The 20,988-nt window shown below is 71.1% G+C and carries 23 protein-coding genes and 1 pseudogene; 12 read left to right on the top strand and 12 right to left on the bottom strand.

The window, feature by feature from the left end:
- The first annotated feature begins 4 nt into the window (after positions 1-4).
- Together PV679_RS25150 and PV679_RS25145 are read left to right on the top strand one after the other, a co-directional pair.
- The gene (locus PV679_RS25150) at positions 5-856 is read left to right on the top strand and encodes a DeoR/GlpR family DNA-binding transcription regulator (protein ID WP_319682659.1); all 852 of its coding nucleotides are present in this window, start codon (positions 5-7) and stop codon (positions 854-856) included.
- 45 nt (positions 857-901) lie between these two features.
- Entirely contained in the window at positions 902-1,336 is a 435-nt protein-coding gene (locus PV679_RS25145) for an SRPBCC family protein (protein ID WP_319682658.1), read from the top strand.
- A gap of 64 nt (positions 1,337-1,400) precedes the next feature.
- Here PV679_RS25145 and PV679_RS25140 read toward each other — a convergent pair whose 3' ends face one another.
- Positions 1,401-2,582 carry a PLP-dependent cysteine synthase family protein gene (locus tag PV679_RS25140; RefSeq protein ID WP_319682657.1) on the bottom strand — a complete coding sequence of 394 codons (1,182 nt, stop codon included), beginning with the start codon at positions 2,580-2,582 and terminating at the stop codon, positions 1,401-1,403.
- 186 nt (positions 2,583-2,768) lie between these two features.
- On the opposite strand from PV679_RS25140, the gene PV679_RS25135 reads away from it, so the two are divergent.
- Together PV679_RS25135 and PV679_RS25130 are read left to right on the top strand one after the other, a co-directional pair.
- Positions 2,769-3,086 carry a hypothetical protein gene (locus tag PV679_RS25135; protein ID WP_319682656.1) on the top strand — a complete coding sequence of 106 codons (318 nt, stop codon included), beginning with the start codon at positions 2,769-2,771 and terminating at the stop codon, positions 3,084-3,086.
- Positions 3,087-3,258: 172 nt separating this feature from the next.
- Entirely contained in the window at positions 3,259-3,783 is a 525-nt protein-coding gene (locus tag PV679_RS25130; protein ID WP_319682655.1) for an ATP-binding protein, read from the top strand.
- Between the two features lie 199 nt (positions 3,784-3,982).
- On the opposite strand, the gene PV679_RS25125 is transcribed toward PV679_RS25130, so the two are convergent.
- The gene (locus PV679_RS25125; protein WP_319682654.1) at positions 3,983-5,200 is read right to left on the bottom strand and encodes an ROK family protein; all 1,218 of its coding nucleotides are present in this window, start codon (positions 5,198-5,200) and stop codon (positions 3,983-3,985) included.
- 172 nt (positions 5,201-5,372) lie between these two features.
- On the opposite strand from PV679_RS25125, the gene PV679_RS25120 reads away from it, so the two are divergent.
- From PV679_RS25120 to PV679_RS25110, 3 genes are all read left to right on the top strand, one after another.
- Positions 5,373-6,500 carry an MFS transporter gene (locus tag PV679_RS25120; protein WP_416069799.1) on the top strand — a complete coding sequence of 376 codons (1,128 nt, stop codon included), beginning with the start codon at positions 5,373-5,375 and terminating at the stop codon, positions 6,498-6,500.
- A 66-nt stretch (positions 6,501-6,566) separates the two neighbouring features.
- The gene (locus PV679_RS25115) at positions 6,567-6,914 is read left to right on the top strand and encodes an SCO4225 family membrane protein (protein WP_319682652.1); all 348 of its coding nucleotides are present in this window, start codon (positions 6,567-6,569) and stop codon (positions 6,912-6,914) included.
- Between the two features lie 78 nt (positions 6,915-6,992).
- Entirely contained in the window at positions 6,993-7,256 is a 264-nt protein-coding gene (locus PV679_RS25110) for a DUF6332 family protein (protein ID WP_319682651.1), read from the top strand.
- On the opposite strand, the pseudogene PV679_RS25105 reads toward PV679_RS25110, so the two are convergent.
- Positions 7,220-7,321 (bottom strand): annotated as a pseudogene (locus tag PV679_RS25105) (DNA-binding response regulator); the annotation flags it as partial. The gene PV679_RS25110 and the pseudogene PV679_RS25105 overlap by 37 nt on opposite strands.
- A 48-nt stretch (positions 7,322-7,369) precedes the next feature.
- Positions 7,370-8,071, bottom strand: coding sequence for a TetR/AcrR family transcriptional regulator (locus PV679_RS25100; protein WP_319682650.1), 702 nt, complete (start codon positions 8,069-8,071; stop codon positions 7,370-7,372).
- 128 nt (positions 8,072-8,199) lie between these two features.
- On the opposite strand from PV679_RS25100, the gene PV679_RS25095 reads away from it, so the two are divergent.
- Entirely contained in the window at positions 8,200-8,649 is a 450-nt protein-coding gene (locus tag PV679_RS25095) for a nitroreductase family deazaflavin-dependent oxidoreductase (RefSeq protein WP_319682649.1), read from the top strand.
- Positions 8,650-8,914: 265 nt separating this feature from the next.
- Here the strand turns inward: PV679_RS25095 and PV679_RS25090 are convergent, their stop codons facing one another.
- Complete coding sequence (locus PV679_RS25090; protein ID WP_319682648.1) at positions 8,915-10,192, bottom strand: geranylgeranyl reductase family protein; 1,278 nt, start codon at positions 10,190-10,192, stop codon at positions 8,915-8,917.
- 148 nt (positions 10,193-10,340) lie between these two features.
- Between PV679_RS25090 and PV679_RS25085 the strand changes: the two genes are divergently transcribed.
- Positions 10,341-11,705 (top strand): dipeptidase, encoded by a 1,365-nt coding sequence (locus PV679_RS25085; RefSeq protein WP_319682647.1) that lies wholly within the window; start codon positions 10,341-10,343, stop codon positions 11,703-11,705.
- Between the two features lie 207 nt (positions 11,706-11,912).
- Here the strand turns inward: PV679_RS25085 and PV679_RS25080 are convergent, their stop codons facing one another.
- Entirely contained in the window at positions 11,913-12,950 is a 1,038-nt protein-coding gene (locus PV679_RS25080) for an NUDIX hydrolase (protein ID WP_319682646.1), read from the bottom strand.
- Between the two features lie 230 nt (positions 12,951-13,180).
- Between PV679_RS25080 and PV679_RS25075 the strand changes: the two genes are divergently transcribed.
- Entirely contained in the window at positions 13,181-13,354 is a 174-nt protein-coding gene (locus tag PV679_RS25075; RefSeq protein WP_319682645.1) for a hypothetical protein, read from the top strand.
- A 311-nt stretch (positions 13,355-13,665) separates the two neighbouring features.
- A complete protein-coding gene (locus PV679_RS25070) occupies positions 13,666-14,061 on the top strand; it encodes a hypothetical protein (RefSeq protein ID WP_319682644.1) in 396 nt (131 codons plus the stop codon).
- Between the two features lie 63 nt (positions 14,062-14,124).
- Here PV679_RS25070 and PV679_RS25065 read toward each other — a convergent pair whose 3' ends face one another.
- Positions 14,125-15,087, bottom strand: coding sequence for an ROK family protein (locus PV679_RS25065; protein WP_319682643.1), 963 nt, complete (start codon positions 15,085-15,087; stop codon positions 14,125-14,127).
- Positions 15,088-15,231: 144 nt separating this feature from the next.
- On the opposite strand from PV679_RS25065, the gene PV679_RS25060 reads away from it, so the two are divergent.
- On the top strand, positions 15,232-16,308 hold the full coding sequence (locus PV679_RS25060) for a LacI family DNA-binding transcriptional regulator (RefSeq protein WP_416069795.1): 1,077 nt from the start codon (positions 15,232-15,234) through the stop codon (positions 16,306-16,308).
- Positions 16,309-16,332: 24 nt separating this feature from the next.
- On the opposite strand, the gene PV679_RS25055 is transcribed toward PV679_RS25060, so the two are convergent.
- The 5 genes from PV679_RS25055 to PV679_RS25035 form a co-directional block, all read right to left on the bottom strand.
- Entirely contained in the window at positions 16,333-17,607 is a 1,275-nt protein-coding gene (locus PV679_RS25055) for a DUF6986 family protein (protein ID WP_319682641.1), read from the bottom strand.
- Between the two features lie 181 nt (positions 17,608-17,788).
- Positions 17,789-18,751 carry an electron transfer flavoprotein subunit alpha/FixB family protein gene (locus PV679_RS25050; protein ID WP_319682640.1) on the bottom strand — a complete coding sequence of 321 codons (963 nt, stop codon included), beginning with the start codon at positions 18,749-18,751 and terminating at the stop codon, positions 17,789-17,791.
- 87 nt (positions 18,752-18,838) lie between these two features.
- Positions 18,839-19,624 (bottom strand): electron transfer flavoprotein subunit beta/FixA family protein, encoded by a 786-nt coding sequence (locus PV679_RS25045; RefSeq protein WP_319682639.1) that lies wholly within the window; start codon positions 19,622-19,624, stop codon positions 18,839-18,841.
- A 199-nt stretch (positions 19,625-19,823) separates the two neighbouring features.
- Positions 19,824-20,330, bottom strand: a complete 507-nt coding sequence (locus PV679_RS25040; protein WP_319682638.1) for a flavin reductase family protein — start codon at positions 20,328-20,330, stop codon at positions 19,824-19,826.
- Between the two features lie 169 nt (positions 20,331-20,499).
- Positions 20,500-20,919, bottom strand: a complete 420-nt coding sequence (locus PV679_RS25035) for a thioredoxin family protein (RefSeq protein ID WP_319682637.1) — start codon at positions 20,917-20,919, stop codon at positions 20,500-20,502.
- Positions 20,920-20,988 lie beyond the last annotated feature (69 nt).

Here is a 20,988-nt window from a genome sequence, read left to right as displayed (position 1 = left end):
GGCGGTGAACGACAACCAGAACCTTCTCGCGGAGCAGCGCCGTGCCATGATCCTCGACGAGGTGCGCCGGCGCGGCGGGGTCCGCGTCAACGAGCTGACGCGCAAGCTCAATGTGTCCGACATGACCGTGCGCCGGGATCTGGACACGCTGGCCCGCCAGGGAGTCGTCGAGAAGGTGCACGGCGGCGCGGTGCCGGTGGTCGAGGCGAGCACGCACGAGCCGGGTTTCGAGGCGAAGTCGGCGCTGGAGCTGAGCGCCAAGGAGGACATCGCGCGGGCGGCGGCGGCCATGGCGGTGCCGGGCAGCGCCATCGCGCTGTCCGGCGGGACCACGACCTACGCGCTGGCCCAGCATCTGGTGGACGTACCGGATCTGACGGTGGTGACCAACTCGGTACGCGTCGCCGATGTGTTCCATGCCGCCCAGTCGGCCGGAGCGGCGGGCGGCCGGCGCCCCGGCGCGGCCATGGTGGTGCTCACCGGAGGCGTGCGTACACCGTCGGACTCGCTGGTGGGCCCGGTGGCCGACCAGGCGATCCGCTCGCTCCACTTCGACGTGTTGTTCCTCGGTGTGCACGGCATCTCCGTCGAGGCCGGTCTGTCCACGCCGAATCTCGGTGAGGCGGAGACCAATCGGCGGTTCGTGCGGTCCGCGCGCCGCGTGGTGGTCGTCGCCGACCACACCAAGTGGGGCACGGTGGGCCTGAGTTCCTTCGCGACGCTGGAGGAGGTCGACACGCTGGTGACGGACGCGGGGCTGCCGGAGCGGGCCCGCCAGGAGATCGCCGAACATCTGCCGGGCCTGGTGGTGGCGGGCGAGTCCGACTACCGCCCGGCCACACCGGGCGACGGCTGAACCGGCCGGCGGGCGGCCCTGGACACCCCGGCTTACGATCGCCGGGTGAGCGCCTTCCGCATCGACCGCACCACGCCGCTGTCCGCCGACGAGGCGTGGCGGCGGCTCACCGACTGGCCGGCGCACGCGGACCAGGTACCACTGACGACCATCTCCGTACTGACACCGGGACCCACCCGCGTAGGCACGGTCCTCGTCGCCCGCAGCGCGCTCGGCGCCGCCGGGTTCGACGACCCCATGGAGGTCGTCCGCTGGCAGCCGCCCGCGCCGGGCCTCTCCGGCCACTGCCGGCTGGAGAAGCGCGGCCGGACCGTTACGGGCTGGGCCGAGATCCAGGTGCGCGGCGAGGCGGGCCTGACCCGGGTGCGCTGGGAGGAGGAGCTGCGTGTCGGCCGGCTGCCGCGGCTGCTGGATCCGCTGACCGCGCGCGCGGCACAGGCGGTGTTCGGGCGGGTGGTCGGCCGGCTGCTGCGCGGCTGAACGGGCCTTCCGTGCCCGTCTGATGACTGACCGTCAGGTCTGGTACGTCAGGTGTGCACGGCTCTCAGTCCGGCCAGACACCGTTCGCCAGGAAGTGGTCGAGCGTGACCGTGTACGGAGCGATGTCGAGGCCCTGCCGAGCGAGCCAGGTGTCCGAGTAGTACTTGTCGAGATAGCGGTCGCCCGGGTCGCAGAGCAGAGTGACCACACTGCCCTGGCGGCCTTCCGCGACCATCTCAGCGACGATCTTCAGCGCGCTCCACAGGCCGGTGCCGGTGGAGCCGCCCGCCTTGCGTCCGATGGCACGCTCCAGGGCTCGTACGGCGGCGATGCTCGCCGCGTCGGGCACCTTCATCATCCGGTCGATGGCGCCGGGCACGAAGCTCGGTTCCATCCGTGGCCGGCCGATGCCCTCGATCCGTGAACCGTGCTCGCTGCTCGCCAGCGCGTCGTGCCGCGCCCAGCCGTCGAAGAAACAGGAGTTCTCCGGGTCGGGCACACAGATCCGGGTGTCGTACTGCATGTAGTGGACGTAGCGGGCGATGGTCGCCGAGGTGCCGCCGGTGCCTGCCGTGGCGACGATCCAGGCGGGCTCCGGATAGCGCTCCAGTCTGAGCTGCTGGAACATCGATTCAGCGATGTTGTTGTTGCCCCGCCAGTCGGTGGCGCGCTCCGCGTAGGTGAACTGGTCCATGTAGTGGCCGCCGGTCCTGGCGGCCAGACCGGACGACTCCTCGTACAGCTTCCGCGAGTCGTCCACGAAGTGACACCGTCCTCCGTGGAACTCGATCAGCCGGCACTTCTCGCCGCTGGTGGTGCGTGGCATGACCGCGATGAACGGCACGCCGATCAGCTTCGCGAAATACGCCTCGGAGACGGCGGTCGATCCGCTGGACGCCTCGATCACCGGCTTGCCGGGCCGGATCCAGCCGTTGCAGAGACCGTAGAGAAACAGCGAACGGGCCAGCCGGTGTTTGAGACTGCCGGTCGGGTGCGTCGACTCGTCCTTGAGATAGAGGTCGATGCCCCAGTGCTCGGGCAGGGGGAACCGCAGCAAGTGGGTGTCGGCCGAGCGATTCGCGTCGGCCTGGACCTTGCGTACGGCTTCCTTGAGCCATGCGCGGTACTCGGGATCGCTGCGGTCCACATCGACGGTGGCCGCGGCTCCGCGCCCGCCGGACGCCGTGGACCGGCCGCCGGCGCTCACCTCGTCCTCGCCCGCTCCGCCAGTGCCCTGCTGCCTCATACGCGCCGTTCCTCGCCTCGTCGACATGGTCTCCGGACCTCACAGTAAGCCCACCACCTGCACAAACACCGGCTTTGGGGATCCATAGGGATGGCTTCTTGATCACCAGGGAGGCGCTCTGGTGCCCGCTGGGATCCTTGTGCAGACTTCTGTGGAAGGGGACGGCGCTGAGGGGGTCGAGGAGCCATGGCAGAGCCGGAGTTCAGTGCGAGCGGAGTGCGTATCGTGCGGTGGCCGCGGTCGCTCACCACCGCCGGCCAAGTCCGGATCCAGGACGGCAGCCTGGCGTTGCTGACCAGTTACGGCCGGGTGATCGACAGCGCTCCGCTGCGGGCCGTACGAGCGGCTAAGCCCTGGTTCGCGGGGCGCGGCGGCGCGGTCGCCACGGTCAACGGGACGCGCTACCGGCTGACCATGGGCCAGCGCGGCCGCCGGCCCGACGCGACGGCGCTGGCCGGGCGTTTTCTGGAAGCCGTGCGCAGAGGGCGGCGGGAGAGAGGCTGATCCGCCGCGAGTTGCGGAGCGGAATCCGCTGGTTCACTCTGGTCTCACATCACTCAGGGTTAACCGGCGGTGACAATGCGGTAGATCCCCGCCGGGCGCAGGAACAGCAGCGAGTCTGCTGCTGGATCCGATCCTTCGTCTTCTTCCGGACCTCATTCGGGGAGTCGCAGCCGTGATCAGCCGGCCAAGCAGGCACTGCACGGTGGAGCTCCAGGCCCTGCCGTCGCGGATCGGTCAGGTCCGCAGAATCATCTCGGCGCAACTGCGCTACTGGCATCTTGATCCCTTGATCGACCAAGCGGCTCTCGGCGTCACCGAGCTGCTGACCAATGTCCACCGGCACGCTCAGCCGGACAAGATATGCACCGTCGACGTGGAGCTGCTCCTCGAACGGCTCATGGTCTCGGTCAGTGACCATGATCCGCGGCTGCCGACGGTGAACAACGCCCAGCCGTTCGACACCAGCGGCCGTGGTCTCGCACTGATCGCGGCCGTGAGCGAGAGCTGGGGCGTACGCCCGCGGGGCGACACGGGAAAGAGCATCTGGTTCACGCTTCCCGCGCCGCCCTCCGCCCTGGCCCCGCCGCTACGCGCGGTGTACGGGGCGACGACCGACGGCCCTTTCCGGGGGACGCAGTTCGTCGCCCTGGCCGGGGAGCACGGACACGCCGCCGCCCGGTCGGCCGTGGTCGGCTGAGCCGGCGGGCCCGCCGGACCGGACGGGGCGTGGCACTGTGCGATCGCGCGACGCCGTGCGATCGCACAGTGCCACGCGCTCACGGTACGGCCCGCCGTCACGCCGGCCGCCGCGCCTGCTGCCTCCGCGCTCCGAATCCGCGCCACGCGTAACGAAGTCCCCCGACGCCCGCCGGTGAGCGGTACAGCGGCGGCCGGAGTCAGCGGGTGAGCGCGCCGAGCGGGTCGTCGAGCACCGGCTGCCAGGCCAGCTCGGCCGCCCCGACCAGACTGTTGTGGTCGAGCGTGCAGGGCAGGATGGGAACACCGCCGCCGCGTCCCCACAGGCTGCGGTCGGCGACGACGGCGCGCAGCCGGTCCGGGTCGGCGCCGAGCAGTTCCCGGTGGAGTCCGCCGAGGATGATCCGGTCCGGGTTGAGAATGTTGACCAGCCCGGCCAGCCCCAGGCCCAGCCGGTCGATCAGCTCCTCGGTGGCGGCCCGCACGGCGGGGTCGGCGTACTCCGTCAGAAGCAGATCGCGGGACTGCTGGAGCAGGGAGACCTCGGGGCCCGGTGCGCGGCCGGCCGCCGTCAGGAAGGCGAGCGGATCGGCCTCGACATCGAGACATCCCTTGCTGCCGCAGTAGCAGGGCCGTCCCTCGGGATTGACCGTGAGGTGACCCACCTCCAGCGCGAGGCCCGAACTGCCGGTGTGCAGGCGTCCGTCGAGCACAAGCGCTCCGCCCACACCGCGGTGGCCGGTGGCGACGCAGAGCAGATGCTGCGCGCCGCGGCCCGCGCCGTGCCGGTGCTCGGCGAGTGCGGCGAGATTGACGTCGTTGCCGGTGAACGCGGGGCCTTCGATGCCCGCCCCGCGCACCAGCCCGGCGAAGATCTCCCGGACCGGCGCACCGGCGGGCCAGGCGATGTGCAGCGGATTGAGCGCCGTGCCCTCCGGCTCGGCGACCGCCGAGGGCACGGCGAGGCCGGCGCCCACACAGCGCCGTCCGCTGGTACGCAGCAGTCCGGCGCCCGCCTCGACGACTTCCCCGAGCACCTGGGCCGGGTCGGCCGTGACCGTACTCCGGACGGGAGCGGTGGCGACTGTCCGGCCGCCGAGCCCCACCAGCGCGGCGCGGAAGCCGTCCGCGTGGACCTGCGCGGCGAGGACGACGGGGCCCTGGTCGTCGATGGACAGCCGGTGCGAGGGCCGGCCCTGTGAGCCGGCCGCCGCGCCGGGCCTGGAGTCGACCCGGATCAGACCGAGGGCTTCGAGCTCGGCGGCGACGGCGCCGGCCGTGGCACGCGTGACACCGAGCTCCGAGGTGAGCACGGCGCGCGTGGGCGCACGTCCCGTGTGTACCAGTTCCAGTGCCGGGCCGAGCGCGCCGCGGCCTCTCTCCAGCCTTGTCCTGGTGGTGGTCGCCTTGCCGTTCATGGGGGCGAGTCTCCCATGATCCGAAGGCGCCGCCGGCGCCTTGTACCGAAGGGGTCAGGGACCCTATGCTCACTTTGTGTCAGACCTAAACAAAAGGGCCGCCGCGATGAGAGGAAGCGACAGGGCCCCGGCCGCCCGATCGCCTCTCTCCCGCCTCCGCATCCTGCTGACCGTGTTCTTCGCGCTCGACGGCTTCATGTTCGCCGGCTGGGTCGTCCGTATCCCCGCCATCAAGCAGCAGACCGGCTCCTCTGCGAGCGATCTCGGACTGGCCCTCCTGGGCGTCTCCGCGGGCGCCGTGGTGACGATGGTGTTCACCGGCCGGCTCTGCCGCCGGTTCGGCAGTCATCCGGTGACGGTCGTGAGCGCGGTACTGCTCTCGCTGAGCATCGTGCTACCGCCGCGGGCCCACTCGGCCCTGTCGCTCGGCCTGGTACTGCTGGTCTTCGGCGCCGCGTACGGCTCACTCAACGTCTCCATGAACAGTGCGGCCGTCGATCTGGTCGCGGCCCTGCGGCGGCCGGTGATATCGAGTTTCCACGCCGCTTTCAGCCTCGGCGGCATGGCGGGAGCGGGGCTCGGCGGACTGATCGCCGGAGGTCTCTCCGCCTCCGTCCATCTGCTCGTCCTGGCCGGCGTCGGCCTGCTCGTCACCGCCGTGGCAGGACCCGCGCTGCTGCGGCATCCCGCGCCCGTCCCGGAGCGGCCCTCGGAGAGCGCGGGCCCCAGGCGGCTGGACGCGCGCGCCCGTCGGCTGGTCGTGCTCTTCGGCGTGATCGCTCTCTGCACGGCGTACGGCGAAGGAGCGATGGCCGACTGGAGCGCACTGCACCTCACACAGGATCTCGACGCCACACCCGGCGTCGCGGCCACCGGATACTCGCTCTTCGCTCTCGCCATGACCGTGGGACGACTGTCCGGTACGGCCCTGATGGAGCGCCTCGGCCAGACCCGCGCCCTGGTCGGCGGCGGCGTCACGGCCGCTCTCGGCATGCTGCTGGGCGCCCTCGCGCCGACCGTCTGGGCCGCGCTGGTGGGTTTCGCCGTCGCCGGTGTCGGCCTCGCCAATATCTTTCCCGTGGCCATCGGCCGCGCGGGCGCGCTGGCCGGTCCCGGCGGTGTCGCCGCCGCGTCCACTCTCGGCTACGGCGGCATGCTGCTGGGACCGCCCGCGATCGGGTTCCTCGCCGACTGGTTCTCGCTGCCGCTCGCCCTGACCACGGTGGCCCTGCTGGCGGCCGCCGCCGCGCTCATCGCGTACTCAGCGCCTTACACCCCGGCGCAGCGGGCAGATGAGTAGGCGTACTCAGGCATGTCCGTTCGATTCATCCCACTCTGGAAGCCAATACCTCAGGAGGAGAAAGCCATGATCTCCGAACGGCTTACCGGACTCGCGCGGCTGACCTTCGGCAATCGCGCCTCTCAGGTCTACCTCGGCGTGGTCGCCGCGGTCGCCGTGTTCGTCGCGATCGACACACTTTTCGTGCACCACGACGACGCCTCGTTCGCCGGAGTGTGGCTGTTCTTCGTCGCCGCGCCGACCGTCTTCGTCTTCTTCGTCGGCGGTGGACTGTTCGGCGAGTCGGTCCTCGACTCCGGTCCTTTCCTCTACGCCGCGCTCGTGCTCTCGGTACTGATCCAGGCGGCGGCCCTGGGCGGCTTCGTACGGCTGCTGCGCGACCGGCCGAGCGGCGGACATCCCCGGGAAGCGTGACCGCGAAAGCCTGACCTCGGAAGGCCCGGCGGAGTGGCGGCCTTGTCGCGTTTCGCGGTCCCGGGCCAGACTCGGGCCATGGGAAGCAGGAGCGGCGCCGAGCGGGACGCCATCACGGTGGAGATCGGTTACGCCGTGCTGACGGCGGCCTTCGCGGCAGGGCTGGTGTACGGCGTCATAGCGGGTTCCGCCCGGTACTTCGAGCTGCCCCGCGTCGTCGGACACGTCGGCGCCGTCGCCGCGTGTCTCACCTTCGTGGCGCGCGTCGTGCATGTCCTGTGGCGTTTCCCGCGCCGTTCCGGCCGGCCGAGCCGGCCCGGCCGTACGAGACCTGACTCGTAGGCGAGGACGGCCCGTTGAGCCCGGTCGCGGACGGCCGGCTTCACCGTCGTGCGGCCGGCACGCGTCAGCCGGACATGGTGGTCACACGCACTCCCGTCCGAGGTGACGGTGCGTCAGGTCCGGCGGCCGTCCAGTAGACCGCATTCGTACGCGAGGCGCTTCGCCGCGTGTACGAACAGCTCGTCGCGGGCCTCGACCACGCCGTTGAACTGGCCGAAGACCTCGAAGGAGATCAGCCCGAAGAGCTGGGCCCAGGCGGCGACGAGAGCGGCCGTGACCTCCGGCGGGAGGCCGGGCGCGAACAGCGAGGCCAGCCGCTCGGCTTCGGGACGCAGTTCCACGGCGAGCGGCGGCAGCGCGAGCCCGTCGGCGTGGTGGGCGTCGCGGGCGACGGAGATGAGGGCGAGGCCGACCCGGGACGCGGGCTCGATGGTGAGCTGAGGCGCGTTGTAGCCGGGTACGGGAGAACCGTAGATCAGCGCGTACTCGTGCGGATGAGCGAGAGCCCAGGAGCGTACCGCCGTGCAGATGGCGGTCCAGCGGACGGGCGGGCCGGCCGGGCCGGCGTCGGCGAGCGCCTGTTCCGCGGCCGAACCGACCGCGTTGTAGGCGTCGACGATGAGCGCGGTCAGCAGGTCGTCACGGCTGGGAAAGTAGCGGTAGAGCGCGGACGAGGCCATGCCCAGCTCCCGCGCGACGGCGCGAAGCGAGAGCTTCGCCGCGCCTTCGGCCGCGAGCTGACTGCGGGCCTCGTCCTTGATGGCCGCCGTTACTTCGATACGGGCCCGTTCCCTGGCTCCACGGATGGTCGTCATGGAGAGCAGTGTGCCATGTTCCGGAACACTGACCTGAATTGAGAGCAGTGCTCTTGCTTTGGAGCGACGATTCGGTGCACACTGCTCTCAAGCGAGAGCAGTGCTCTCATAACTCCAGAGGAGTCGTCATGTCCGAGCCGTACTACCTCAAGGGCAGCCCGTTCACCATCCGGATGAACAGCCTGTTCGGCCGGCTCGCCCGGCACGGGCTGAGCGTGTTCGGCATGGCCGAACTCTCGGTACGCGGCCGGAAGAGCGGCCAGATGCAGCGCATCCCGGTCAACCCGCACCGTCACGGAGGCAATCAGTACCTGGTCTCGGCGCGCGGCCATTCGCAGTGGGTGCGCAATATGCGGGTCGCGGGCGGCGGCGAAGTCCGCACGGGCCGCAAGATCCGGTCATTCACCGCTGCGGAGATCCCCGACAGCGAGAAGCTCGCGATCCTGCGCACCTATCTGGAGCGCTGGGGCTGGGAGGTCAACCAGTACTTCCAAGGCGTCACCGCCAAGTCCTCCGACGCGGAGATCCTCGCCGCCGCTCCCGACCACCCGGTCTTCCTGATCACGACGGCCTCCTGACCGGAACCGCACCCGGGAGATCCGGAACCGCACCCGGAAAACGCCGCCGCCCGGTCAGGCACTGGACCTGACCGGGACCGGGACCGCGTTCGCTGACGGACCGGGTTCCGGCGCGACGACCCGATCAGACCGCCGGGGCCGGTCGGAACCATCTCCCAACCGGCCCGCGCGCCCGTCCGGATCACCCGCTGCGCGGCCGGATCAGCCTGTCCGGCCGGATCCGCCTGTCCGGCCGGATCCGCGCCGCCCGCTGCCGGGCGGCCGTCTACTCCTGAGCACCGGCCTCCGCCGCACCGGCCGCCTCCGGTGTGGCCGGCCCGGCCGCCGCCTGCTTGCGGTCCAGGATGTCCAGCGCGCGCCGCACGAGCGGATGCGTCCGCACCAGACCGGCCAGCGAGGTCGAACCGCGAGCGATGTCCGCGAACGCGTTCCAGGCCGGCCGCAGTCCCGTGATCGCCGCGTGCAGCAGTGCCGGACGGCGCTCGAAGATGGCGAGCATCCGCCGGCCGACGCCCATCTCCACGCCGAGACCGGCCTTGATGGCGAAGGCGTAGTTCAGCGCCTGACGGCGCGCGTCCACGGCGTCGTGCGACTCCGAGATCCGTACCGCCCACTCCCCCGCGAGCCGCCCGGACCGCAGCGCGAAGGAGATGCCTTCCCTGGTCCACGGCTCCAGCAGCCCGGCCGCGTCCCCGCACACCAGCACCCGGCCCCGCGACAGCGGTGAGTCCTCGCTGCGGCACCGTGTCAGATGTCCGGACGACACGGAGGGCTCGAAGCCGGCGAGCCCGAGCCGCGCGATGAAGTCCTCCAGATACCGCTTGGTCGCCGCGCCCTCGCCACGCGCCGAGATCACGCCGACGGTGAGGGTGTCGCCCTTCGGGAACACCCAGCCGTAACTCCCCGGCAGCGGGCCCCAGTCGATGAGCACCCGCCCCGCCCAGTCCTCCGCCACCGTCGGCGGCACCGGGATCTCCGCCTCAAGACCCAGGTCCACCTGGTCGAGTTTGACTCCGACATGGGCGCCTATCCGGCTGGCACTGCCGTCCGCACCGACCACGGCCCGGGCCAGCACCGTCTCGCCGTTCGCGAGCACGACGGCCACCGTACGGCGGTCGGGCACGGCCGGGCCGTGCTGCTCCACGCGTGAGACCGTCGCACCGGTACGGAGCACGGCGCCGGCCTTCTGCGCGTGTTCCACCAGACTCGCGTCGAACTCCGGGCGGTTGATGAGCCCGAAGAGCATGCGCTTGGAGCGGCGGGTACGAGCGAGCTTCCCGTTCAGCGAGAAGGTCACCGCGTGCACGCGGTCCTTGAGCGGTAGCTCGAAGCCGGGAGGCAGCGAGTCCCGGGAAGGCCCGATGATTCCGCCCCCGCAGGTCTTGTAGCGGGGCAACTCGGCTTTCTCCAGCAGCAGCACCTGACGGCCCGCGACAGCCGCCGCGTATGCCGCGGAGGCTCCCGCCGGTCCTGCGCCGACCACGACGACATCCCACACCGGCTCGTCGTGCTCGCTTCCGGCGTCTGCGTTCTCGCTGCTCACGATGTGCTTCTGCTCCTGATCCGACCGGTGGCCCCTGCTGTCGAACGGCATCCTACGGCGCGGCCGAGACGAACCCGCTGTGGGAGGATCGACAGTGCCTTCGACGTACACCCAACAGGACAACGTCGCACCGACGAGGAGCGTGCCCATGACCGCGAACGCGATAGCCGAGACCGTGGCTTCCCTGATGCCCGGCGCCCGGGCGGAGCTGACGGAACTGGTGGCGTTCCGCTCGGTGGCGGATCCGGCGCAGTTCCCCAGGAGCGAGTGCGAGGCCGCGGCCGCGTGGGTCGCCGAAGCGCTGCGTACCGAGGGATTCCAGGATGTCGCGGCCCTGGACATGCCTGACGGCTCCCAGTCCGTGTACGGCCTGCTGCCCGGCCCCGAAGGCGCGCCGACGGTTCTGCTCTACGCCCACTACGACGTACAGCCGCCGCTGGACGAGGCCGCCTGGAAGACACCGCCCTTCGAACTGACCGAGCGCGACGGCCGCTGGTACGGACGCGGTGCGGCGGACTGCAAGGGCGGCTTCCTGATGCATCTGCTCGCCCTGCGCGCGCTCAAGGCGAACGGCGGTGTGCCGGTCAGCGTCAAGGTGATCGTCGAGGGTTCGGAGGAACAGGGCACCGACGGTCTTGAGCGGTACGCCGAGGCGCATCCGGAGCTGCTGGCCGCCGACACCATCGTCATCGGCGACACCGGGAACTTCCGGGTGGGTCTGCCGACGGTGACGGCCACCCTGCGCGGTATGACGATGCTGCGCGTCCGGGTCGACACCCTTGAGGGCAACCTGCACTCGGGCCAGTTCGGCGGTGCGGCGCCCGACGCGCTCGCCGCTCTCATCAGGGTCCTGGACTCGCTGCGCGCCGAGGACGGTTCCACCACCGTGGACGGCCTGGCCGCCGACGCCGACTGGGAGGGACTCGACTACGCGGAGGCCGACTTCCGCAAGGACGCCAAGGTGCTCGACGGTGTCGCGCTGATCGGCCGGGGCTCGGTCGCCGACCGGATCTGGGCGCGCCCCGCCGTCACCGTGCTGGGCATCGACTGCCCGCCGGTGGTGGGCGCCACACCGTCCGTGCAGGCGAGCGCCCGAGCGCTGGTCAGTCTGCGGGTGCCGCCGGGCCAGAACGCCGTCGAGGCGACCGAGCTGCTGACCACACACATCGAGAAGCACACGCCGTGGGGCGCGCGGGTCACGGTGGAGCAGGTAGGCCAGGGCCAGCCGTTCCGCGCCGACACCTCCAGCCCGGCGTACACCGCGATGGCCGAGGCGATGCGCGTCGGTTACCCGGGCGAGGACATGCAGACGGCCGGCCAGGGCGGCTCCATCCCGGTCTGCAACACACTGGCCGCGCTGTATCCGGAGGCGGAGATCCTGCTGATCGGGCTGAGCGAGCCGGAGGCGCAGATCCACGCGGTGAACGAGAGCGTCTCGCCGGAGGAGTTGGAGCGCCTCTCGGTCACCGAGGCCCATTTCCTGCTCAACTACGCGCGGTCCCATCAGGGTTGAGCCGTCCCGACGGCCGGAGTCCACAGCGGTTCGACGGGAGGCGACGACCGCCGAAGACTGGCCGGGACCGCCGGGGACACGGCACCGTACGGCGAACGTATCCGGCCGGGTACGTTCGCCGTACGGAGGCTCCCGGAGCCTCACGGACCTCGCTCGGCGAGCCCGTCGCGGGAGCCGAGCGGATTGTGCCGGACCGGGCCGGGCCGCTCAGCCGACCGGCACACCGTCCTCCAGATTGAGCACCGTCCCGCGCTCCCGGGCGCGCAGGGCCCAGCGCAACCGCTCGTAGCGGGCCCCGGGCAGCAGCCCGGCCGCCTCTTCCTCGCCGACGAAGCGCCAGCCGCGCAGCTCCGGTCCCGGCAGCAGCAGCCGTCCGGCGGCCCGGGCGGACAGCCGGCCGCCGTCGAAGAGCAGCCGCAGACCGCCGTATCCCGGCGGCCGAGGCGGCTCCCAGTCCACCACCAGCAGCCTGGGCACGACGGTGAGTTCTATGCCTATCTCCTCGGCGACCTCGCGTATGCCGGCGCGAGCGGGCGCCTCGCCGGGCTCCACCACGCCACCGGGGAACTCCCAGCCGGGCTTGTACGTGGGGTCCACGAGCAGCACCCGGTCCTGCTCGTCGAAGAGCAGCACTCCGGCCGCGAGGGTCTCGGCCGTGGGCTCGGGTGTCTGCACGATCTCACGGACACCGGCCGCGCCGGTCCGTATCGCCGAGGCGAGCGACACGGCGGTCTCGCGCGCCGTGAGGCCGGAGTTGTCGATCACATGGGCGTCGCCGGTGAGCCAGCCCAGCGCGGCTCGGTACGGCTCGATGTGCTCGTAACACCACTGGCGGGCGCGCTCGTTGGCCTCCGGGTCGCCCTCGATGACCTCACGGGCCGCGATCCGTCCCCGCAGGATCGTTTCGTCTGTTGTCAGCAGCACATGCCGGACCGGAATGCGCCGCGAGGCGAGCCCACCGAAGATCTCGTCGCGGTACTCCTGGCGCAGCAGGGTCATGGGGACAACGAGCATTCCGCCCACTTCGGCCAGCAGCGCCGCCGCGGTGTCCATCACCAGCCGCCGCCAGATCGGCAGGTCCTGGTAGTCGCTGACCTCGGCGAGCCGCTTCTGCGGCAGCAGTCGCGCCAGTTCGCCGCCGATCAGCTCGGGATCGTACACAGTACTGTTCGGGATCAGGTCGATCAGTTCGCGCGCGGTACTGGTCTTGCCCGCTCCGAACGCACCGTTGATCCAGACGATCACGGTTCCCCCTCTTCCGTAGCCCTCAGTGGACTGCCCGCAACACCCTGCCCCGGAAACCCCTTACGAGATCAGAAGCGCCCGGTCGGCACCGCGCTGTGGCCGAGCTGTGGCCGGTTCGACGTCGTCTTGAGGCCGACGGCGGCGTCTTATGTACGAACCGATGTCCATACCGGGCCGTAACACATCCCCGAGGAACATCGTTGGAACCTGATGTGACAAGGGGGTGCCCAATGCGCCGGACGGTGCTGGAGAAGTTTCCCGCGGGAGGACCGCGCGGCAGTTGGCCCGCGGAGGAATTCGCGCGGGCGCGGCGGGACGAGGGAACACCGGCCGAGGTGGTGATGGACCTCGACTCGGACCTTTTCCTGGTGGTCGTACCACAGCAGGCGACAGACTCGCCCTAGTCCGACACTTCCCGCTTGCCGCATATCTTCCAATTCGCCGGATCAGCCGGGAAACGTCCGGCCCACCATCGGTCCTCCACCCTCGCGAGCGCGTACACCGCGCCGAGTTCAGGCCGCTCCGCCATCGAACGGACGCGGCCGCGCGCCGGACCAGGCTTTCAGGCATGCCCAAGAGGGGCCCACAGCGCCGCCTCCAGGGCCGCCGGCCGAGCGCCCGCGCACATGTCAACGAGTCCATGACGACCCGGGAGTCCGAAATGACCATAAATTCCCCCGTGTTAGCCCCGCCGGCCCGACCAGTCGCGCCCGCCGTGCCAGTTGAAGGAGCCCAGCGCCCGCGCGCTCGCTTCCGGCAGGCCGCCCTGGTCCTCGCACTGGCCGGCCTCGCCGTCTCACTGGGAGTCACGCCCGCCGCGGCCGACAGCGCCGCCTGCACCCACCACTTCTCCGGTCCGCAGATCTGTATCCGGCTGGAAGGCAGCGGCGGCCGGAACGCGGTCACCGGGATCTGGACCAATCCTCCGCCGCGTGCCGCGTTCCGGACGGTGTCCCTCTTCCGGGACGGAGCGCGCGTCGACACGGCCCGGGCGACCCGTTCGGACAGAGCGCTCGCCCACACCTGGCCGCGTTGGGACACCGGCACCGGTATCGAGCTGTGTGTGAAGTTCCGTGGCAGCAGGCGCACCGCCTGCCAGACGACCGGCTGACACGGCGGGCCCGGGCCGGACAACCGCGAGGTTCCGGCCCGGCCGCTCGGCCGATGACCGCGCTCAGCCGCTCACCGTCGCCGCGGCCTCACCGCGGCCGGCGAGCGAGGCCGCGGCCGCCGCCGCGCCGACCAGGCCGGCGTCGGTGCCGGTCAGCGCCGGGGCCACCTTGAGCTGCCGCACAAAGGAGAGGGTCGCGTAGTCCTGGAGCGATCTGCGCAGCGGGGCGAAGAGCACCTCGCCCGCGTTCGCCACTCCTCCGCCGATCACCGCGATGCCGATCTCGACCAGTGTGGCCGTCGCGGCGATCCCGGCGGCCAGCGCCTGGGCGGCCCGGTCGAAGGAGGCGATGGCGACCGGATGGCCGGCCCGGGCCGCGGCGGCCACCGCGGCGGCCGAGGTGTCGCCGTCGGGTCCGGGCAGCCAGCCGCCCTCCAGCGCCCGGCGCGCGATGTTGGGGCCGCTGGCGATCCGCTCCACACAGCCGCGGGCGCCGCACGGGCAGAGATCACCGTCCAGGTCCACGCTGATGTGACCGATGTGCCCGGCGTTGCCGGTCGGCCCCGGGTGGAGCTTCCCGTTCAGGACGAGTCCGCCGCCGACGCCGGTGGAGACGACCATGCACAGCGCGTTGTCATAGCCACGGGCCGCGCCCTGCCAGTGCTCCGCCGCGGTCATGGCGACGCCGTCGCCGACCAGCGTCACCGGAAGTCCGCCGGTGGCCTGCCGTACGCGTTCCACCAGAGGAAAACCCCGCCAGCCCGCGACATTGACCGGGCTGACCGTACCGGCGGAGGCATCCACGGGACCGGCGCTGCCGATGCCGAGCACCGTGACCGACGCCCACAGCGGGGACGCCGTCAGATCCGCGAGGACCTCTCCGACGGCTCGCATCACCGTCTCGCCGTCCTCCTGGGCCGGCGTCGGCCGCTGCGCCCGTACGAGGATCCTGCCGTTGCCGTCCACCAACGCGCCGGCGATCTTGGTGCCGCCGATGTCGAGTGCGGCAACGGGGTCGGTATGCATCGGTCTCGGATCTCCAGGGGACGAAGTACCCCCGCGGGCGCGGGATGGTTGAAAGGACCTGTGGCTTCGATGAACAGTCTCTATTCACCTGACAACGTTGTCCAGGGCCTATGCTCGTCGCCACAGCCTCGGATGGCAAACCCGATGGCAGCCCGCACGACGACAGGACAGCGCACTGTGGCCGACTCTCCCCGCCGCCCCGAGCCTCGTTACGGCAACCGGCCCACGATGAAGGACGTGGCCGCGCGCGCCGGAGTGGGGCTCAAAACGGTCTCCCGTGTGGTCAACGGAGAGCCGGGTGTCACCCCCGACACCGAGCGACGGGTGCAGGAGGCCATCGACGCGCTGGGCTTCCGCCGCAACGATTCGGCGCGTGTTCTGCGCAAGGGCCGTACGGCCAGTATCGGCCTGGTCCTGGAGGATCTCGCGGACCCTTTCTACGGCCCGCTGAACCGCGCCGTGGAGGAAGTGGCCCGCGCGCATGGAGCGCTGCTGATCAACGGCTCCAGCGCGGAGGACCCGGATCGCGAGCAGGAACTGGTTCTCGCACTCTGCGCACGCCGGGTGGACGGGCTGATCGTGATTCCGGCCGGCGACGACCACCGCTATCTGGAGCCGGAGATCAAGGCGGGCGTCGCCACGGTCTTCGTGGACCGCCCGGCCGGACGGATCGACGCGGACGCGGTGCTCTCCGACAGCTTCGGCGGCGCCCGCTCCGGGACCGCCCATCTGATCGCGCACGGCCATCGCAGGATCGGTTTCATCGGCGACCAGCCCCGGATCCACACGGCGATCGAGCGGCTGCGCGGCTATCGCACCGCGATGGCGGACGCCGGTCTCGTGATCGACGACGAATGGGTCTCGCTGGGCACGACCGCGCCGGACCGGGTGCGTGAGGCCGTCGTCACCATGCTCGGTGCCGACGAGCCGGTGACGGCGATCTTCGCGGGCAACAACCGTGTGACGGTGACGGCGGTACGGGTACTGGCCGCGCACGACCGGCCGGTCGCGCTGGTCGGCTTCGACGACATCGAGCTGGCCGATCTGCTGGTGCCCGGTCTCACGGTCATCGCGCAGGATGCCGCCACCCTGGGACGTACGGCCGCGGAGCGGCTCTTCCAGCGCCTTGAGGGAACGGCGGGACCCACCTCGCGGGTGGTACTGCCGACGCGGCTGATCGCCCGGGGCTCGGGCGAGATCCCACCGCCGCCGAACCGCTAGGCCCCGCTAGGCCCTGTCCGCTCGTCAGCGCCGAGGGATCGCGAAGCTCTCCAGATCCGCGCGGCCGAGGCCGGTGAGCCGGGCCACCTCGTCGGTGTCAAGAGCGCCGCAGTCCAGTCCGCGCAGCAGATAACCGCTGAGCGCCCGCGCGGTGGCCGGCTCGTCCAGCACAGCGCCGCCCGCCTTGGCGGCATAGCCGGCCAGCCGGGCGGCGGCCGGCTCCAGACCCTCGCGGTAGAAGGCGTACACCGCCGCGTAACGCGTGGGCAGATGGGCCGGATGCATGTCCCAGCCCTGGTAGTAGGCGCGGGCGAGGGCCCGCCGGGTGAGGCCGTAGTGCAGCCTCCATGCCTCGTGGACCTGCGCGGTCGGGCCGACCGGGAGGACATTGGTGGAGCCGTCACAGACCCGCACACCGGTCCCGGCGGCGGCGACCTGCATCACGGCCTTGGCGTGGTCCGCGGCCGGATGGTCGCTGGACTGATAGGCGGCGCTGACGCCGACACAGGCGCTGTAGTCGAAGGTGCCGTAGTGCAGCCCGGTGGCCCGGCCTCCGGCCGCGTCGATCATCCGGGCCACGGTGGCGGTGCCGTCCGCGGCGAGGATGGACTGACTGGTCTCGATCTGGATCTCGAAGCCGATCCGTCCCGGCTCCAGAGCGTGCGCCTTCTCGAACTCCTCGGCCAGCCGCACCATCGCGGTGACCTGTTCGGCGTAGGTGACCTTGGGCAGGGTCAGGACCAGTCCGGCGGGCAGCCCGCCCGCCGCCATCAGACCGCTCAGAAAGATGTCGAGGGTCCTGATGCCGCGGTCGCGTACGGCGGCCTCCAGGCACTTCATCCGGATACCGGTGTACGGGGCGGCGGTGCCGTTCTCGTACGCCTCGTGGACCAGGCGGGCGGCGCGGGCCGCGTCCTCGTCCTCCTCGGCGTCGGACCGCGCGCCGTAGCCGTCCTCGAAGTCGATCCGCAGGTCCTCGACGGGCTCGCTCGCCAGCTTGGCCCGTACCCGCTCGTGGACGGGTCCGGCCAGTTCGCCGGGAAGACCGAGGACTCGGGCCAGCGAGGCGGCGTCCGGTGCGTGTTCGTCGAGTGCGTCGAGCGCGCGGTCGCCCCAGGTGCGGACGGTGTCCGCGGTGAAGTCGTCGCCGGGCACATAGACGGTGTGCACGGGCTGGCGCGTGCCGGGATCGCCCGGATAGCGACGGGCGAGCTCCGCGTCGACCGGCGCGAGAGAGGCGCCGACGGCCTCGACGACACTGCCCGCGAGGCTCGTGACCACCTTCTCCTGCCGGTCCATGCCCCATCCCTCCGTTCGCAATTTCCGCTCCACGGAATCAACAATCCGTTGAACCTAATGCGCTCTCTCGATCCGCGTCAATGGTGGCCCGGAACGGTGAGGAGCGGCGGGATCCCGGCCGGATACGGCGCGGGGCCGCGCGGTCGTCCACCGCGCGGCCCCGGGCCCGTACAGCGTCCGCTCAGCCCTTGCGGGCCTTGACCTCTTCGGTGAGCTGCGGGACGACCTCGAACAGGTCGCCGACCACGCCGTAGTCGACCAGGTCGAAGATCGGGGCCTCGGCGTCCTTGTTGACGGCGACGATCGTCTTGGACGTCTGCATACCGGCACGGTGCTGGATCGCGCCGGAGATGCCGGAGGCGATGTAAAGCTGCGGAGAGACCGACTTGCCGGTCTGGCCGACCTGGTTGGAGTGCGGGTACCAGCCGGCGTCGACCGCCGCGCGCGAGGCACCGACGGCGGCGCCGAGCGAGTCGGCCAGTGCCTCGATGATCGCGAAGTTCTCGGAGCCGTTGACACCGCGGCCGCCGGAGACCACGATCGCGGCCTCGGTCAGCTCCGGACGTCCGGTCGACTCGCGCGGGGTACGCGAGACGACCTTCGTGCCGGTGGACTTCTCACCGAAGGTCACCGACAGCGCCTCGACGGTACCGGCGGCCGGAGCGGCCTCGACCGGAGCCGAGTTCGGCTTCACGGTGATGACCGGAGTGCCCCTGGAGACACGGGACTTGGTGGTGAACGCGGCGGCGAAGACCGACTGCGTGGCGACCGGGCCCTCGTCGCCGGCCTCCAGGTCGACGGCGTCGGTGATGATGCCGGAGCCGATACGGACCGCGAGACGGGCCGCGATCTCCTTGGCCTCCGCGGAGGACGGAAGGAGCACGGCGGCCGGTGCGACGGCGTCGTAGGCGGCCTGCAGCGCGTCGACCTTCGGCACGACGAGATAGTCGGCGAACTCGGCGGCGTCGGCGGTGAGGACCCTCACCGCACCGTGCTCGGCGAGCGTGGCGGCGGTGGCCTCGGCGCCGGCACCGAGCGCGACGGCGACCGGCTCGCCGATACGGCGGGCCAGGGTCAGCAGCTCCAGAGTGGGCTTGCGGACGGCACCGTCCACGTGGTCGACATAGACGAGAACTTCAGCCATGGGTGGGTCTCCTGCGAATGCGAAGTATCCGGGGGCGGTTGAGAGGGTGGCCTGGGCTCGGAGGAACCTCCGGCGCACCGGGCTGGGTCAGATGAACTTCTGCTCCGCAAGGAAGGCCGCGAGCTGCTTGCCGCCCTCGCCCTCGTCCTTGACGATCGTGCCCGCCGTACGGGCCGGGCGCTGCACGGCCGAGTCCACCGCGGTCCAGGAGCCACCGAGACCGACCTCGTCGGCGTCGATCTCCAGGTCCTCCAGGTCCAGGGACCGCACCGGCTTCTTCTTGGCGGCCATGATGCCCTTGAAGGAGGGATAGCGGGCCTCGCCCGACTGGTCCGTCACGGAGACGACGGCCGGCAGGGACGCCTCAAGCTGCTCGCTCGCGGAGTCGCCGTCGCGGCGGCCCTTGACGGTGCCGTCCTCGACGGAGACCTCGGAGAGCAGCGTGACCTGCGGGACCCCGAGGCGCTCGGCGAGGATCGCGGGCAGCACGCCCATCGTGCCGTCGGTGGAGGCCATACCGCAGATCACCAGGTCGTAGCCGGTCTTCTCGATGGCCTTGGCGAGCACCAGCGACGTGCCGAGGACATCGGTGCCGTGCAGATCGTCGTCCTCGACATGGACGGCCTTGTCGGCGCCCATGGAGAGCGCCTTGCGCAGCGCGTCCTTGGCGTCCTCGGGGCCGACGGTCAGCACGGTGATCTCCGCGTCGTCCGCCTCACCGGCGATCTGCAGCGCCTGCTCGACCGCGTACTCGTCGAGCTCCGACAGCAGGCCGTCGACGTCGTCCCGGTCGACGGTCAGGTCATCGGCGAAGTGCCGGTCGCCGGTGGCGTCGGGCACATACTTCACACAGACAACGATCCTCAGGCTCACGCCGGCTCTCCTACTGCGTCGTCATTTCTGGGCTGCCTTGATGCACGCAGCATAGGCGCCCTGTGGGGCGGTTTCCGGTCGGGGAGACCGGCGCACCGGAGTAAATATTACTCGCCAGTACATCCAGAGCGTGCCCGCTGAGCAAGCGCTTTGAACTGTGACCTTGCCAACGCGGGACAGACGCGGAAGAGGGGAACTCTCAGTCACGCAGAGCGTTGAAGCGTCCCTGGTGGTAGAGGAGCGGCCGGCCTGATCCGGCGGGATCGCCGACGACGGCCTGAGCGATCAGGATGCGGTGGTCGCCGGCCGGGACACGGGCGACGACACGGCAGACCAGCCAGGCCAGTACGCCGTCGAGCACCGGCACGCCCTCGGGTCCGGTGCGCCAGGCGGTGGGCGGCGCGAAGCGGTCCGCGCCGCTGCGCGCGAAGGTGGCGGCCAGCTCCTCCTGGTGCTCCCCGAGTATGTGCACGCCGACATGACCGGCGTCGGCGAGGACCGGCCAGCTCGACGACGAGGTGCCCACGCCGAAGGAGACCAGCGGAGGTTCGGCCGCGACCGAGTTGAGTGAGGTGGCGGTGAAGCCGACCGGGTGCTCGCCCCGGGCCGTGACCACCGCGACGCCTGCCGCGTGCTGCCGGAACACGGACCGCAGCAGGTCCGGAGAGGCCAGCTCAGGAGTGCCGAGATCGGGCGTCGCCGTCATCGAGTTGTCCTTCCGCGAGAGGAACGTACGGGTGCGTGACCGCTCAGACACCGGGACAGCGCGCGCTCGCGTCGCGGGCCAGGTCGACATGGGCCCGCCCGTGCAGAAGGAGTTCCTGGGGCATCTCGTCAGAGTGACGACGCGGCGGCGAAACAGTCAAGTACATGTCTCACACCGCCTCGCCGAGCGCGGCGATCACATCCACCTTGCGTGGCTGTCCTGCGGCTCTGCGTACGATGCGGCCCGCCGCGTCCAGGACCAGCACCGTGGGAGTCTTGAGGATGCCCAGCTCCCGTACCAGCTCCAGCCGTTGCTCGGCGTCGAGCTCCACATGGGAGACGCCTTCGACCATGCCCGCCACCTCGGCGAGGGTGCGCCGCGTCGCCCGGCAGGGCTGACAGAACGCGCTGGAGAACTGGACGAGCGTGGCCCGCTCACCGAGTTCGGCGCCCAGCTCGGCCACGCCGAGCCGCCTCTCGCCGTCGTCCCGCCGCACCTTCAGCCTCCCGTCGACGCGGCGGCGCAGCAGGCCGAAGACACCGGCCGCCGCGAGGACCGCCGCGCACACCACCACTCCCGTAGTCGTCATCCTCCGGTGCAGCGTTCACAGAACCGCAAAATATTCCGGGTCCGGGGCCCGGCCGCGCCGGGAGATGCT

Origin of the sequence: Streptomyces sp. AK02-01A (assembly GCF_033795305.1) — a bacterium.
GTDB lineage: Bacteria > Actinomycetota > Actinomycetes > Streptomycetales > Streptomycetaceae > Streptomyces.
This window is presented reverse-complemented; position numbering and strand designations above follow the sequence as displayed.

Bases quoted from the DNA above. Each gene is read 5' to 3' on its own strand.
- PV679_RS25140 (WP_319682657.1), bottom strand. From the start codon at position 2,582: ATGAGGCAGCAGGGCACTGGCGGAGCGGGCGAGGACGAGGTGAGCGCC.
- PV679_RS25135 (WP_319682656.1), top strand. From the start codon at position 2,769: ATGGCAGAGCCGGAGTTCAGTGCGAGCGGAGTGCGTATCGTGCGGTGG.
- PV679_RS25125 (WP_319682654.1), bottom strand. From the start codon at position 5,200: ATGAACGGCAAGGCGACCACCACCAGGACAAGGCTGGAGAGAGGCCGC.
- PV679_RS25115 (WP_319682652.1), top strand. From the start codon at position 6,567: ATGATCTCCGAACGGCTTACCGGACTCGCGCGGCTGACCTTCGGCAAT.
- PV679_RS25110 (WP_319682651.1), top strand. From the start codon at position 6,993: ATGGGAAGCAGGAGCGGCGCCGAGCGGGACGCCATCACGGTGGAGATC.
- PV679_RS25100 (WP_319682650.1), bottom strand. From the start codon at position 8,071: ATGACGACCATCCGTGGAGCCAGGGAACGGGCCCGTATCGAAGTAACG.
- PV679_RS25095 (WP_319682649.1), top strand. From the start codon at position 8,200: ATGTCCGAGCCGTACTACCTCAAGGGCAGCCCGTTCACCATCCGGATG.
- PV679_RS25085 (WP_319682647.1), top strand. From the start codon at position 10,341: ATGACCGCGAACGCGATAGCCGAGACCGTGGCTTCCCTGATGCCCGGC.
- PV679_RS25075 (WP_319682645.1), top strand. From the start codon at position 13,181: ATGCGCCGGACGGTGCTGGAGAAGTTTCCCGCGGGAGGACCGCGCGGC.
- PV679_RS25065 (WP_319682643.1), bottom strand. From the start codon at position 15,087: ATGCATACCGACCCCGTTGCCGCACTCGACATCGGCGGCACCAAGATC.
- PV679_RS25060 (WP_416069795.1), top strand. From the start codon at position 15,232: ATGGCAGCCCGCACGACGACAGGACAGCGCACTGTGGCCGACTCTCCC.
- PV679_RS25055 (WP_319682641.1), bottom strand. From the start codon at position 17,607: ATGGACCGGCAGGAGAAGGTGGTCACGAGCCTCGCGGGCAGTGTCGTC.
- PV679_RS25050 (WP_319682640.1), bottom strand. From the start codon at position 18,751: ATGGCTGAAGTTCTCGTCTATGTCGACCACGTGGACGGTGCCGTCCGC.
- PV679_RS25040 (WP_319682638.1), bottom strand. From the start codon at position 20,330: ATGACGGCGACGCCCGATCTCGGCACTCCTGAGCTGGCCTCTCCGGAC.
- PV679_RS25035 (WP_319682637.1), bottom strand. From the start codon at position 20,919: ATGACGACTACGGGAGTGGTGGTGTGCGCGGCGGTCCTCGCGGCGGCC.